At 38.5% G+C, this 13,633-nt stretch carries 15 protein-coding genes; 3 read left to right on the top strand and 12 right to left on the bottom strand.

Going from position 1 to position 13,633, the window contains the following annotated elements:
* Positions 1–502 precede the first annotated feature (502 nt).
* The 6 genes from BMZ99_RS24435 to hpdB all read right to left on the bottom strand — a co-directional run bounded on the left by BMZ99_RS24435 (position 503) and on the right by hpdB (position 6,999).
* Positions 503–1,537, bottom strand: a complete 1,035-nt coding sequence (locus BMZ99_RS24435; protein WP_090944220.1) for an IS110 family RNA-guided transposase — start codon at positions 1,535–1,537, stop codon at positions 503–505.
* Entirely contained in the window at positions 1,534–1,770 is a 237-nt protein-coding gene (locus BMZ99_RS24440) for a transposase (protein ID WP_090944223.1), read from the bottom strand. The genes BMZ99_RS24435 and BMZ99_RS24440 overlap by 4 nt, the downstream gene beginning before the upstream one ends.
* A gap of 529 nt (positions 1,771–2,299) precedes the next feature.
* Positions 2,300–2,974 (bottom strand): Crp/Fnr family transcriptional regulator, encoded by a 675-nt coding sequence (locus BMZ99_RS24445; RefSeq protein ID WP_090944226.1) that lies wholly within the window; start codon positions 2,972–2,974, stop codon positions 2,300–2,302.
* Between the two features lie 95 nt (positions 2,975–3,069).
* Complete coding sequence (gene hpdA, locus BMZ99_RS24450) at positions 3,070–4,008, bottom strand: 4-hydroxyphenylacetate decarboxylase activase (RefSeq protein ID WP_090944229.1); 939 nt, start codon at positions 4,006–4,008, stop codon at positions 3,070–3,072.
* A 5-nt stretch (positions 4,009–4,013) separates the two neighbouring features.
* Positions 4,014–4,277 carry a 4-hydroxyphenylacetate decarboxylase small subunit gene (hpdC, locus tag BMZ99_RS24455; RefSeq protein ID WP_217645150.1) on the bottom strand — a complete coding sequence of 88 codons (264 nt, stop codon included), beginning with the start codon at positions 4,275–4,277 and terminating at the stop codon, positions 4,014–4,016.
* A 25-nt stretch (positions 4,278–4,302) separates the two neighbouring features.
* Positions 4,303–6,999, bottom strand: a complete 2,697-nt coding sequence (hpdB, locus tag BMZ99_RS24460) for a 4-hydroxyphenylacetate decarboxylase large subunit (protein ID WP_090944235.1) — start codon at positions 6,997–6,999, stop codon at positions 4,303–4,305.
* An 811-nt stretch (positions 7,000–7,810) separates the two neighbouring features.
* On the opposite strand from hpdB, the gene BMZ99_RS26085 reads away from it, so the two are divergent.
* On the top strand, positions 7,811–7,963 hold the full coding sequence (locus tag BMZ99_RS26085) for a DUF3601 domain-containing protein (RefSeq protein WP_139214848.1): 153 nt from the start codon (positions 7,811–7,813) through the stop codon (positions 7,961–7,963).
* Between the two features lie 52 nt (positions 7,964–8,015).
* Here BMZ99_RS26085 and BMZ99_RS24470 read toward each other — a convergent pair whose 3' ends face one another.
* The 3 genes from BMZ99_RS24470 to BMZ99_RS24480 form a co-directional block, all read right to left on the bottom strand.
* A complete protein-coding gene (locus BMZ99_RS24470) occupies positions 8,016–8,204 on the bottom strand; it encodes a hypothetical protein (protein ID WP_090944240.1) in 189 nt (62 codons plus the stop codon).
* A 13-nt stretch (positions 8,205–8,217) separates the two neighbouring features.
* Positions 8,218–8,736, bottom strand: a complete 519-nt coding sequence (locus tag BMZ99_RS24475) for a nitroreductase family protein (RefSeq protein ID WP_090944243.1) — start codon at positions 8,734–8,736, stop codon at positions 8,218–8,220.
* A gap of 229 nt (positions 8,737–8,965) precedes the next feature.
* Positions 8,966–9,337 (bottom strand): nuclear transport factor 2 family protein, encoded by a 372-nt coding sequence (locus BMZ99_RS24480; RefSeq protein ID WP_090944245.1) that lies wholly within the window; start codon positions 9,335–9,337, stop codon positions 8,966–8,968.
* Positions 9,338–9,577: 240 nt separating this feature from the next.
* Between BMZ99_RS24480 and BMZ99_RS24485 the strand changes: the two genes are divergently transcribed.
* Positions 9,578–9,925: a winged helix-turn-helix transcriptional regulator gene (locus tag BMZ99_RS24485; RefSeq protein WP_090944248.1), complete on the top strand. Its 348-nt coding sequence runs from the start codon at positions 9,578–9,580 to the stop codon at positions 9,923–9,925.
* Positions 9,926–9,938: 13 nt separating this feature from the next.
* On the opposite strand, the gene BMZ99_RS24490 is transcribed toward BMZ99_RS24485, so the two are convergent.
* Positions 9,939–10,163 (bottom strand): hypothetical protein, encoded by a 225-nt coding sequence (locus tag BMZ99_RS24490; RefSeq protein WP_090944251.1) that lies wholly within the window; start codon positions 10,161–10,163, stop codon positions 9,939–9,941.
* Between BMZ99_RS24490 and BMZ99_RS24495 the strand changes: the two genes are divergently transcribed.
* Positions 10,162–10,530: a hypothetical protein gene (locus BMZ99_RS24495; RefSeq protein WP_090944253.1), complete on the top strand. Its 369-nt coding sequence runs from the start codon at positions 10,162–10,164 to the stop codon at positions 10,528–10,530. The two genes, BMZ99_RS24490 and BMZ99_RS24495, sit on opposite strands and share 2 nt — an antisense overlap.
* Positions 10,531–10,846: 316 nt before the next feature.
* Here BMZ99_RS24495 and BMZ99_RS24500 read toward each other — a convergent pair whose 3' ends face one another.
* Complete coding sequence (locus tag BMZ99_RS24500) at positions 10,847–11,779, bottom strand: DMT family transporter (protein WP_090944256.1); 933 nt, start codon at positions 11,777–11,779, stop codon at positions 10,847–10,849.
* A gap of 272 nt (positions 11,780–12,051) precedes the next feature.
* Complete coding sequence (locus BMZ99_RS24505) at positions 12,052–13,305, bottom strand: Ada metal-binding domain-containing protein (RefSeq protein ID WP_090944259.1); 1,254 nt, start codon at positions 13,303–13,305, stop codon at positions 12,052–12,054.
* Between the last annotated feature and the right edge of the window lie 328 nt (positions 13,306–13,633).

The raw sequence follows: 13,633 nt of genomic DNA on the forward strand, positions 1-13,633 counted from the left end.
TTGGAGGGCGGCAGGGTCTCCCAAGTTCACACGGAGTAACGTTGTGTAGCATGCCAAGACCTATGATCCCGGGGCGCCAAGCTTAACTCACCTTATCGCTAAGCCTAGTATTGTCTTCTGCTCGTCCCATGCATCGACCAGTCCCAAGAGGAATTTCGGGATTCTACATCTTCAGCTTACGCTTTCGGCCTACTACCTTTCCTACCTACGCTTAGACCTGGCGTTACCGCTTCAGTCCCAAGGCTGGATACTGGGTGAATGGCTAATCCTTCCCAGGCGGGATTCTCACCCGCTATACTCCGTGCGCTTCTTGGCGCACGGGACGCTTCTTTTTCGTCATGGGCATGCGTTGGCTTCGTGGAAGAGACATAGACCAGCTAATTAAAGTCAAGTCTTAAATGCTAAAAATGAACTAACTAAAAAAGTGTATAGCAAACAAGCCTTTCTCACAAGCGAACATTACCTAAGAAAAGTAGAAATAATGTTCCGTTCTTATCATAAATTATGCGACCTTCTGTTGTACTTTCTGATACATTGCCACTTGCTGATCAGGAGTAATCAAACGGAAAGGTTGTTTGTTTTTCAAAACTGAAAATATGATACGTAGCAGCTTGTTCATCACTGCACCCAGAGCTTGTTTCTTAGCTTTCGTTTCGATTTTTCGTATATAATATTCATAGATTACAGAATTAACTTGTGATCCCTTAGATTCTTTTCGAACCGATGTAGTCGCGGCAATATAAAGTGCATGACGTAAAAACGGCGAACCACGCTTCGTTACCTTGTTCTTCATACCCACATAATTACCTGATTGACGAACCGATGGATCAATGCCACCAAAAGCTACTAACTGTTTAGCGTTGATAAACCTCCCAATGTCACCTATTTCACCCAAAATAAGTGGTGCAAGTGTATCTCCTATACCAGGTATGCTGCTTAACAAAGCAACTTCCGGTACTTTGGAAGACAATTCTTTAATCTGAACATCAATCACTTTAATTTCTGCATCTAAAAATTGCACTATCCTTGCATAACGTTGTATTGTGCTAAAATAGGCTGCTATCCAAATGCCAGTGACCTCAGCATCTTGAGCACACGATAGCAAAGCTTCGTATTTCTGCTGGGCATAAAGCTTACCACGACGAGGCAAAGTCTCAAGCATCGTCATAATCATTTTTCGATTGGATTTCTTCGACCATTCCACAGGCGACGGAAACTTGTTTACTAACGTCAAAGCAGTTAATGAGCCTGAATTTAATATAGTAGGAAACAAAGGAGCAACCTGTTCGATTGCAGTCTGAAGCTGATTTTTGGAAGTGATTCGCTGTTCTCTGAGATGGCATCTTGTTCGCGCCAACACCTTCAAATTGGCGATCTGCTCTTTCGGCATAGGAGTAGATCGAAGTTTTTGTAGAAAGGGTAGTTTAGCCAATTCAAGTGCATCCACTTGATCTGTTTTTACTTTTCTTACAGCAGAATTTTTGATAGAATGAGAAATGAGGGGATTGATGTGGTAGACTTCAAAACCCTGTTTCAAAAAAAGTGGGCGATGCGCTGAGAGTAGTGACCCGTGGATTCTAGGACGATGACCGGTTGACTACTAAACGCTTCTTCTACTTTTTTTATTTGCTCCAAGGCGAAAAGGAGTCCTTGTCTGGTATTTAGAGCTTTAAAAGGTTTTAAAAAGGTAGTACAAGTTGGCGAAACGGCTGCATAAAAGCAAAAATTTTTAGCTACATCGATGCCAACAGCCGGGCGATTACTTAACATAGCGGACCTCCTGCAAAAAATAGATTTGAAGGATTATCCATTCCATCGTCAAAGATCACAGCCTTGCACGTGAAGCGGGAATATACTCCCAACCAGCTAAAACGTAAATGCTTTGGAAATGGATGAATTGTCTATGTTATGGGTATAGAAAAAATCTTCCCTGGGACAGGGACATTCATATCCTTCTTTCCTATTATACATAAAACGGATTGTTCGGAGTTTTTCTGACCCAAATTGGATAACCCTTCTGTACTATATCTTACAGGAACAGGTATTTTGTCCCATTTAAGGGAGAGGCACGAAATGTGCGGGTCTTGAATTACTTAAACTACTTCATCAAAAACAAAAACCTCTTACTAATAACCTTCATAATATAATTTACTTGACATGCAGTGAATTATATACGTGGACTCTGCCACAATTTAAGATTGTTTATTTTCTTTAGCTTTTGCTTTATTTTTATTGCTTGTTCACCACGTTTAGGCGCCTCACGTACCATAGAATCAATTTCATCCGTAGTAACATGGCTCTAAATATTAAATTTAATCTTACTGTCGTTTATCCTATTAAACGCTCTTACATGCATGGCAAGATCAAATAACTGCTTTTTATCTATAATAGTAATTGAATTTTTGTCCTTTTTTATATAGTTTTTCTTTACAAATGTATTAAGCACATTATATAAACCCTTCCTACTAATAGAAAAAATATCGCATAATGCGCTTATGTTTTTAAACTCAAATCTGTCATTTTCAGAGTTCTTTAATAAATGAAAAGCAAACATTTCCTCCAAACTAAATAGATTTTTCATCATTAGCTTTTTATACATATAGTATATTCTCTTACTCGTTTTAAATAAAAATACTTTTAAAAAGTCCGAATTTCCCTGTAATTTATTAAAAGTATCTTTGTGGATTTTTAACAGACAAACATCACTGGTAGCTTTAATATCGCAAAGCAGACTTTGTTCATACATATAGCTGAATTTTCCTACGAATTCATTTTCAGAAAGTTCATCTACTAAGAAAACTTTTCCATATTCAGTAAGACATTCAACCTTAACATTCCCTGATAAAATAAAAAATACTTCTGTAAAGGTCTCATCAGAACGCGTTATATACTGTCCTTTTTTATAATTTATAACAGCTATTTCATTCAGATATTCCTGAATATATTCATAGATGTGTATATGATCAAGTTTCATACATTTTATTCCTTTTCGTTATCCTTTGGTATTTATATTATAAGAAAAAAGTAGTAATTACAATAATGCAATTACTACAAAATTTACATTGGATATTAGAATGAAGTATTGTCACCAACATAACAGGCTATATCATGATCTAAATATAACGATTGGAGATGTTCCATTTTCTTATCTGTCATATCTCCATGATCACTATATTCGTATTTTTTCCCCAATTGCTCCCATTTCGTTAAGCCAAGCTTGTGAAATTTCAAAAGATTGATTTCGTACAATGCATTTTTGTGCATGAACTTAATCAATTTATGGGCATTTTCTTCACTGTCATTATATCCTGATATGATTGGCTGTCTTAGAACAAGCCTGCCTTTCCAGCCGGACTTTTTAAGGGATGCAATATTGGAAAGGATTATATCATTATATACGCCTGTTCCTTCTTTATGTTTTTTCCTGTCCATGTTCTTAACATCAACGAATGCAAAATTAATGTGTTCCATTATTTCTAAAAATACCGCCGGCTTTGCATAGCCACTGGTTTCAATGGCGGTATCAATATGCAACACATGACATTTTTTCAATACTTCAATCAGAAATTCATGATGCATTAACGGATCTCCTCCTGAAAACGTTACGCCTCCATCAGCCCCCCAGTTATTGAAGTCACGTCGCAGGATGGTCACCAGCTCATCGACCGTATATTCTTTGATACACTGCTTCAACGCATTATTGGGACAAATAGCAATACAATTAAAAGTATCGCAGTCCCTGCAGATCTCCCAGGTAATTTCTGGTCGACCATTAGCGTCAAATTGAATTGAGCCATAAGGGCATACATTTCTGCATGCCCTGCAGCCATTTTCCCATTTGCATACTTTATCTGCAAACATAATATGCTTTTTCTTCAGCCAGCTTTCCGGGTTTGCACACCATTTACACTGCAGCGGGCATCCTGCAAAAAATACATTGGTTCTGCATCCCGGTCCATCATGGACTGAAAAACTCTGGATATCAAATATTAAGCCTTTTTTGATCATATTATTTACACGGCTTTATATCCGGGACAGGCAAAGGCGCCGCACGTAGCATATGCCCAGTTTTCTTTTTCGAGCCCCGTACATGTCCCAATCCCATACTTATCCGGATTTATGAATTTTTTACAGTTGCCGCATTTTTCAGCCTGCCTGAAACTGGAGCAAGCCTTACTTGTATCCCCATCAATGGGTAAAGAATTCTTACTTAATGCACACATTCCCTTTTCACAATCTAGATTGATATAATTTTTGCAATCATAATGTCTCATCATACTTACCTCCTTTGAACAATTTCCATTATGCCTCTTCATATTGAGTTCTGAAAATAACTTCATCCTGTATCGGTTTGCCAATTTCACACCAGTATTGTGTAAAACCGGCTACACGGACCATCAGATCCCGGTGTTTCTCCGGCGTGCTCTGAGCCTCTCTTAATGTATTGGAATCCACAACATTAAACTGGACATGAAATCCGCCTTTTCTCATATAAGCACGTACGACCTGCAGCAGTTTTCGGGTTCCGTTGCTCCCCCGTACCGCACTGGGATGAAGCTTTAGATTCATCTGAGAGTTTTGATGCAGCGAGTGGTCATAAACTGTTGCCGATTCAAATATGGCATACAACCCGTTCTTATCTGTTCCCGCGGCCGCTGATACAGATCCATCCGAATACGTTGTCCCGGCAAGGCGCCCATCGGCCGTCGCCAGGGTAATAAAGCCTTGGGGACCATGCGTTGACACCGAAATCTGGCACAGATATAAAGGTTTGCCATAGTAGGATTTAAATGAGCGCAGCATATCGTACATATAATTTTCGTAGTCTTTTAAAATCGTATCGGCATAGGGATCGGCATTGCCGTATTTCGGTGCATTTAGACTGGCAGCAAAGATTTTTTCATATTTGGCACTGTCTGCTGTGTTTTCCCTGAAATCCGGTGAGAATACCCCTGTATCGAAGGCGGTCTTAAAGCCGAAGTTATTCAACAGTGCCTCTGTCAGTTCTTCAATAGTAAACTTCTTGTCATCAAATACATTTTTCTTGACAGAGCTTAATGAATTGACAAGGGTTATCGTACCACAAGATTCAAAATTGATCGAAGCATTGTATCTGGCGCCCATTGTCCCGATATGTCGGCCTTTTGTAAAGCAGTCGGGTTTCAGCAAAGAGTTGACAACAGGCATAGCGTGCTTTCGCCAAATATCCATCTGAATGTTATTGCACCGGTTCACCACATCGGTAGTCAGTTCAAGATATTCTTTCCATTGCCTGATCACGGTTTCATACGAATCAAGCTTCTTCTCATGTGCCGGATAGATTTGTTTACCCGTTCTTTTATCCAGACCATTTGTCAAAACCAGTTCCAATATTTTCGGCAAGGCAATAAAATGAACGCCTGTAGCACAACTGGGTGATGCTCCCCCGGGGATCATCGTCACTTTTCCATCATACTCAAGCGGCTGAAAGCATCCCGGCGCAGACTCCAAACAGCCTCCTAGACACCAGGCTCTAGCATCATTAAGATCCATTCCTTCTGGTCCGTAATTTCGCAGCATAAAGTTCATACCGCCCTGATTATTCATCCATGCCGGATAGCCAAGCCCGAGCTTGGTGCAAGTAACAGCTTTCATTAGAAAATCTTCGGGTGTTTTTTCGTCATACAGCACGCTTAAGGTCGGCTGGGGAGTTTTATTCCTCATGCCTGCTTCAATAATTAAATATTCCAGTGGTGTTACTGCCGTGAGACCATCGTAATTCAAGCCGCCCATGGAGAGGTTGTTAAAGGTGTTGCCGGAAAGAACACCACCGGAAACACCAGCCGAGGCAAAGCATTCAATACAAGAAATCTTGATTCGGTACAGTTCAAGCAATTCTATGATCTCTTCATCGGTCATTATCCCTTCGCGGGTATCTTTCGCATAATAGGGCTGCAAAATTTGGCCAAGTCTGCCAATGGACAAACCGGACATGGCATCTTCGTTAGTAACCCCCAGATGGCAGCAGAGCGTCATCTGGATTGCTTCCCAGAAACTTGCAGGTTTCTTATGCGCAATATTATGCATAACTGCTGAAATTCTTGTATAATTCGCCTTTAATTCTGCATCTGTCTCAACGGAAGCTAAATATTTTGCCTGTTTGGAGTAGTTCTCACACCATGCGCTTAGCCCTTTTGTAATCTCCTTCATGGCTACATAGTAATAAGCCCTGCTCATGCCGAAATCTCCGTCACCACCTGATTCTCCCATGAGTTCGGCAATTTTTTCATCACATAATTCAATAATTCTATCAAATCCATATTGCAGAGGAAGATAATAATTTGCAACCTCACGACCTTGAGTGATCGCAAAGGAATCAAACATGCATATGACACTGTCCATAATGCGCCGATACTGGTCATACCCTGGTGTCATTTTTGCATACTTATTGCTCAATTCTTCAACTGAAATTCCTGCCCAAGGTCGGGATATTTTAACCAGCACTGGAATATCTTCCTTGCGCATGCCAAACTTTTTGGCAATCGAAATCACTTCTCCATAACTTTCCGTTACGTTTCCTCCACCGTCGCCAACCACGCTGACTGCGTCGGCTTCACTCTCTGACGGCGCATCAACTTCCGCCATTAATGCTTCAGCCTGAGCATTAAAAAAACTTGCAGTGGTCCAGGGGAAAGGAAACCCGCCTCTTACATATTTCGTCTTATTCATGACAAGCTTTTCGTAAGGCTGAATGGTCGGCGTCATATGGGCTAAGCAGGCAGCCATAGCCTTCGCCCTTCTGACTTCAATTACGTCTCCGTCGTTTTCCCACCAGGTTCTGTTATACCAGTACGGGGCCTCCATATCGGCAGTGACTTTTAATGTATAATACGTTTCCATAAGCCGTTTAGAGCTTTCTTTTGCTTCAGGAATATCAGCTTCCAACCTGTTGTCAATATTCCCCGTGTCAATGCCGCGTTTTTTCAAAATGTCCTGCAGTTTGATTTCTTTTGCTTTCATTTCTATACCTCCTTATCTGTATATATTTACTCTAACGCAACGGAACAAAAAACAGCAGTGTATAGTACACACTTTTAACACGATTTTTTTCTAAACCCGCTCCAGGCTGATAAAATTATACAAAACAACTCAACCATTGCTATTTCAAGGGTTGAGTTGTTTTCGCCGTTACCAGTGATACGGTTGCCCCATTAAGCTTCAAAGAGACACGGGGACAGGTTGAGACCACTGCAAAAGGGCCTAATTTTCAGGCTGTTTTAGGAGGCAGTGTCATGGGGACGGGGAAGCCCTCTTGCAGACCTTGACATCTTACAAGCCAGATCGAGCATTGAGCTCACCCTTACCAGTGCCGGTTTTTAAGAAAAGAAGCTCCAGCCACTAGATGCTGAATCCAAAATCTAATGGTTGAATTTTATACAGTAACAAAGTAGAAATATTGACTCTATATCAGGGGAATATGACATATGTTGTCATGTTCCCCTGATATAATTTAAATTGCTGGAATAGTAAAGGTGTAGCTGCCCAGCAAATAACAACAAAAGGCATTTTGCCCAAAAGGAGATCGCCATGAATACGAAACTTGCAGGGCCCATCTCAATTTATATGGATTCAATCAATTCCAATGACAGCAGCATTTTGAGAAAGTGTATCGCAAAAGATGCACATATTTACAGTATTAAGAATTTTAATTTTCGGAGAAGGAAAGCAAACCAGAAACCTACAATTTCGTACATAAGGACAATCGTTCATGGTGTATTATGAGCATAATAGGTGGTTTCCGTTATTTATAATAAATGATTGAGGTGTACAAATGACTGGGCCAAAAAAATTGGGATTCTGGAGTAATCTTAAAGCTGCAAATATAGGAACACAAAGAGGCTTTTTAAATATGGGCCATAAATATCGTGTCATAAAAGACTTTATTGATTATGATGGTACAACGCATAAAATCGGTGAATTATAGACGTTCTTGGCATACTCATTTAGCTCCTATGACAATGGTGTGCAGTGGTTTATTACTTTTGATAATGTCCAAGAATGGTCAGTTCCCTTGTGGTTAGATAATCAGCAGCAGCAACATGTAGATTATTGTCCTGAAGTTTATATTGAATTATACAACTAACATTTGTATGGGACACAAGGACAAACTCTAATGCTGGCTGATAGTTGTTACTGTCTATAAATCCGTGCTCATGACATCTCATGTTTGCTCCTTTTCTATAACCAGCTTACGATATTCTCTAAAATATCTCTCCTCCTGGATGTAGTAGCTTTATTTGGGTAACCAACCGATATCACAGCCATTAGTTCTAAATCATCTGCTGCTCCTACCAGTTCTTTTACCTGATCTTCCTTTTTTAAGATCTCTCCAATCCAGCAACTTCCCAGACCAAGCTCATGGGCTGCAAGCAGCATATTTTGTATTGCTGCTCCTATGGCTTGCACGTGTTTGAGATAAATACCGTGAATGTTCGGATCGATTACTTTTTTATCAAGGAAGACTGCTATCAAGCAGGAAGCCGTTTGCACCCAGCTATGGTAGACTGTAAGTGAGGAAAGCTTTTTGAGTAGTTGTTCATCATTCATGACGACAGAAAATCTCCACGGCTGAAGATTATTTCCCGATGGTGCCCAGTTAGCAGCTGTTAATATTTTAGTAATATCATTAGGGCTTACTTTTTTTGATGTATAGGATCTGATACTTCTACGATTTACGATAGATGATATTGTATCCATTTAATCACCTCACATCTTTTTTGATTTTTTTACATGAAACAACCTTGATATAGTAAAATTATAATTTTATACAGAAAAATCCTTTTACTTTCTATTTACCTCTGCCTATTATCTTGCCCTATTATACGCCTAGCTGCCCGGCAGGAAGTGACATCAGAAAAAGATTGCTACATAGCATAAGCTGTAAATCCTGCAAATAATGCGCTATCCATTCCATGTTTATTTCACTCTAGAAATGCTGATGGTATATTTTTGAAATTATTTTCCACTCACCGTCTATTTTAAGCAAATGTTGAAAGTCAGTATAGTTCGCGCCATACACATTCTCTAAAACTATACGAGCGGAAGCGATCGTGCCCTCAATAGCAAGGATATCAATCCTTGCTTTAAGATTCTCTGAAGGTCCACTTTCATCAACAACATTATATAAATTTTGTATAGAACCTCCACTTAAACCAACATCTTGTTCATATCCATATATAGTAGCGTTTTTATGAAAACTAGGTTTCATCACTTCGCTTTTGCCTAAAACCCCTCCTTGGACATACGCATTTAGCACTTTCATAATTTCTTCATAGTCTTTTATTGTTGCTCTGCTCATTTAACTGAATCCTCCTTAAGATGCCATATTTATTGAATTTTTGTTGTATCAACACTTCACGAGTTACAGTATTCTCACGGTCCACTGTTAATTGAATAAATCTTCATATCAAATCCTCCAATTAAAAAATATCCCTCACTTGACACATCATTCATGCTTTACTATGATTTTATTAGAGTATTATTTTTTAATCAAGTACGTACATTTATGTTAGGTACTATCTTAGAGGAGAGCTTAAATATGAGTATAGAAAGCATTGAACAAGCCAAGTTAGAAAATACAGGTTTCAGTTATACGTTATCTTTAATCAATGGAAAATATAAAATAACAATTTTATACTATCTTACTGCTTTTGGTGTTGTCCGTTTCAATGAAATGAAGCGTTATATTGGTTCAGTATCTTTCAAAACGTTAAGTCTTTCACTAAAAGAGCTAGAAGCTGATGAACTAATTATTAGAAACGAATATCCACAAATCCCGCCAAAAGTTGAATATAGCCTTTCTGCACGTGGAAAATCGCTAATCCCTATTTTGGAGGCAATGTGTGAGTGGGGAGAACTTCATAAAACTACAGCTAAAAAAAAGTAATCATCATTGCTTATCACAAAACTCCTGCAAGCTGCTTTGCAGGAGTTCGTCGTAAGGGCGAGGGGACGGTTACTACCATCAACCAATTCCATATCGCACGAAATGTTGATTCTATATCAATCAAATATGACATATAGTTGTCATGTTCACCTGATATAATTAAAATTGCTGGAGATCGTAAAGGTGTAGCTGCCCAGCAAACAATGAAAGGCATTTTGCCCAAAAAGGAGATAACCATGAATACGAAACTTGCAGACTCCATCTCAATTTATATGAATTCAATCAATTCCAATGATAGCAGCGTTTTGGGAACGTGTATCGCAAAAGATGCACATATTCACGATGTAGGAGAAAACAAACATATTAATGGACTGGAAGCGATAAAGAAATGGCGCGGCGGCAGCAATGATGAATTTAAGCTAAAGTCCGAAGTCACAGCAGTTGAAGAAAAATATGGGATAACTATTGTTACTTCCATAGTCAGTGGGAATTTCCCAAGCAGCCCACACATTTTCTATTACTTCTTCACGATTGCAGATGATTTGATTACAAATATTGAGATCATCCCCGGTGAAGAAAACATCGACATAGGGCATGATCAGTAATCACAAATGACCGGTATCAATAGTGATGATTTCAAGTCAGGAATTGAACACCTGCAAAAAGCAAACGTAGAAATGTTGTGAAAGATGCTGTAGAATGAACTTAAATTCTACAGCATCTTTCAGTTTTAATTAGGTGTTGGATTTCTCATTATTTAGAGACCAGGGACAGGTTCCTTGTCCCATTTAATACCAATCAGTTCTTAATTATCGGTCTACCGCTCGGTGTCAACTAAAGAGAAGCTACCATAATAAATTACGACCTAATTTATTACGGTAGCTTCTCTTATATAAATGCCAATTCTTCTATATTTTCACCTTATACATTTTGCTTTATCTTTGCATTTAGAATATCTCCCTTGGAAGCTAGTGCCAATATAAATATTGTCAATATAATAAGCGCAAATCCTACAAAATCTACTATCTCAAATGAAACCTTCAGCCACAAAAAAGATAGCAACGCTGCTGATACAGGTTCAACACTGGCATACATGCTTGCATGAGTTGCTCCAATCAACTTCACCCCTTGCATATAGAAGCAAAAAGATACTATGGTACCAAATAGAATAATTGCAGTCAACGCCATTACAGCTTCTAAATCAATTATTGGCGAATAAATCCAAGGTTTGAAAATAATACAAAGTACCGTTCCTCCAATTACCATAGCCCATGCGATAAGAAGAGGCGTGCTAAATTGCTTCATTAAATTCCTAGGTTGCAGATTATAGATAACAACAGCTATAGCGGTATTCAATCCATAAAACAAAGCCTCCTTTGAAATTATCATTTGATTAATATTTCCATGCGTCGCAATAAGAAACACGCCAAGCAGTGCACAAGCCATTGCCACTAATTCTGCTATATTAGGTAATTTCTTTTCCATAAAGCACACGACAGCCATAATCATAACAGGTGATAAATATTGTATGACCGTTGCCGTTCCCGCATTGGAATTCTCTATGGTAGCAAAATATGTATATTGGCATAACATCATTCCGGCAAGACCGTAAAAAATGATATCTATTGCGTTTTTCTTTGTCTTCCAAACACTAAGAGTCGATTTTCTATCCTTTATCAGAAAAAAAGCAAGCATGGCATATCCCGCTAATAATAGGCGAATAGGAACCAGCCACTCCGAGGTAGCTCCCTTATATTCAAATAAATATTGTCCGCAAGCACCTGATAGACCCCAAAAGCCTCCCCCTAACAGAGTAAGCAATATCCCCGTTATTTTTTTGTTTTGTCCAGTCATCTGACTCACCTGTCTCTGCTACTATTTTAAATCGTCTTTATTGTCTCTAACAGTACTATTTTATCCCTCTTGCTACAAAATGCAAGGTTATATTTTATTACAACCGCCACCAAACCAGTGTCCTTTACTATTTTGTTTGGCTTTATTCTTTTTAAAAATATTATCAGTCAGTGAATTTTTATCCTTATACAATACACAGCATAAGAAAAACCTCGCCATTGGTGCTCCTATCTTACACCAATTACGAGGTTCGACAAGCTTAATGGATTTCCTTATCTTTCATTTTTTTCACTTTGTCTGTATTGTGTAGGAGACATACCATAGTAATTTTTAAACATACTATAAAAATTCGACATACTATTAAATCCAGAAGAAAGTGCTATGTCCAAAATACTCATATCGCTTTCGGTTAACAGCTGTATTGCTTTTTCAAATCTTTTCTCCTGAACATACGCATGGGGTGTAATATCATACTGCATTTTAAAAAGTTTATTTAGGTATTTTGAATCCATTGATAAATCTTTTAAATACTTTTTAACAGTTTCTTTTTCGCAAAAATGTTCATCAAGATAATCCCGAACTTGTCTTAAAAGCTCCCTATTGGGATTGTAGGAGAAAATATCTGGCCTGCAACGTTTACAGACACGATAACCAGCATCCAGTGCTTCCTTTGGTGAATCGAAATATTCTATATTTTCTCTTAGAGGGGGCTTAGATTTGCAAGAAGGAATACAAAATATCCCCGTGCTTTTTACACCATACCAGAAAACTCCATCGTAGGTTGCATCTCTGGAGTAGATTGCCTGCCATTTATTTTCTTCGGCGACTGTACTGTGCGCTATATATTTTGATGGTACAATATCACAACGGATTACCCGCTCTGAACAAAAATTTTTCAGTTTTTCCGGTGCTACTATTTTAATAACACCTCTTTCTTTTTCTATTACATGCGCACGAGTTAAAAAAGAAAGATATTTACTTGTGTTCGTCCGATTCAGCCCAACAAAGGACTGAAGATCACGAGTAGATATTTCGAATAGTACGTGTCCAGTATTTTCAAAGTATGTGTATAAGAAAGTAGCAACCTTCTCAAGCCCAGAATCAAAGGATTGACTTTCTAGCTCATGCGTTAACAAATGGAGCAACTTCCAAGCCGACAAATATATCTCATTTCGTAACTTGGAATCTTGTGTGAGTAATTCTTCAAAATCCTGTTTACTAACTTTTAAAACTGTTACATCCGAGATTGCTGTAAACTGGATAAGATGCGATATCTTCACTTCATCAGGAATATAATACGGAATTAGGTATCCCGCACTATAAAATGCAAGTAATTTTTCTTTATCATTTTGTATGATTGATAATTTAACCGTTCCGGAGGTCAGATACATCATGCTGTCCCACTCCGTATGCGACTCAAATATGACATCTCCAGTTTTATAATGGTATATATGGCAAGATTGTTGCAAAAACAGCGACCGGTAAGGTTCAAAATCACCTGCTAGATAATAAAGCGGTGCAGACATAACATCCTCCTCGTATAATAAGTTTTGTAAGCAACAATCCGCCGTTGTTTACAAAACTTATTTTATTTTTTCAACACGTAAAGGAACCCCTTGATGCTAAAATATTTGTAAGAGAATTTAGCAAAGGTAACGTCTTATCCTCCTTGCGAAACCTTTTGGTTATTGCTTATAAAGCTTGACGCCTGCCTTATTCATCAAATACCGCTAACACAGATGTTGCGTCTCTGGGCGAAAGGTATCCAGCAAAATGACTTTCACAGATGAATGCTTATTATGCGAGGCTGCGGTCAGTGAATAAGATCAGGGTATTCCTTTTCTATCTTTCTTA

The organism is Pelosinus propionicus DSM 13327, from assembly GCF_900114615.1.
In the GTDB taxonomy this organism is placed as follows: domain Bacteria; phylum Bacillota; class Negativicutes; order DSM-13327; family DSM-13327; genus Pelosinus; species Pelosinus propionicus.

Coding starts and splice junctions, on each gene's coding strand:
- BMZ99_RS24440 (WP_090944223.1), bottom strand. CDS start 1,770: ATGTTAAGTAATCGCCCGGCTGTTGGCATCGATGTAGCTAAAAATTTT.
- BMZ99_RS24445 (WP_090944226.1), bottom strand. CDS start 2,974: ATGAAACTTGATCATATACACATCTATGAATATATTCAGGAATATCTG.
- hpdA (WP_090944229.1), bottom strand. CDS start 4,008: ATGATCAAAAAAGGCTTAATATTTGATATCCAGAGTTTTTCAGTCCAT.
- hpdC (WP_217645150.1), bottom strand. CDS start 4,277: ATGATGAGACATTATGATTGCAAAAATTATATCAATCTAGATTGTGAA.
- hpdB (WP_090944235.1), bottom strand. CDS start 6,999: ATGAAAGCAAAAGAAATCAAACTGCAGGACATTTTGAAAAAACGCGGC.
- BMZ99_RS26085 (WP_139214848.1), top strand. CDS start 7,811: ATGACTGGGCCAAAAAAATTGGGATTCTGGAGTAATCTTAAAGCTGCA.
- BMZ99_RS24470 (WP_090944240.1), bottom strand. CDS start 8,204: ATGAGATGTCATGAGCACGGATTTATAGACAGTAACAACTATCAGCCA.
- BMZ99_RS24475 (WP_090944243.1), bottom strand. CDS start 8,736: ATGGATACAATATCATCTATCGTAAATCGTAGAAGTATCAGATCCTAT.
- BMZ99_RS24480 (WP_090944245.1), bottom strand. CDS start 9,337: ATGAGCAGAGCAACAATAAAAGACTATGAAGAAATTATGAAAGTGCTA.
- BMZ99_RS24485 (WP_090944248.1), top strand. CDS start 9,578: ATGAGTATAGAAAGCATTGAACAAGCCAAGTTAGAAAATACAGGTTTC.
- BMZ99_RS24495 (WP_090944253.1), top strand. CDS start 10,162: ATGAATACGAAACTTGCAGACTCCATCTCAATTTATATGAATTCAATC.
- BMZ99_RS24490 (WP_090944251.1), bottom strand. CDS start 10,163: ATGGTTATCTCCTTTTTGGGCAAAATGCCTTTCATTGTTTGCTGGGCA.
- BMZ99_RS24500 (WP_090944256.1), bottom strand. CDS start 11,779: ATGACTGGACAAAACAAAAAAATAACGGGGATATTGCTTACTCTGTTA.
- BMZ99_RS24505 (WP_090944259.1), bottom strand. CDS start 13,305: ATGTCTGCACCGCTTTATTATCTAGCAGGTGATTTTGAACCTTACCGG.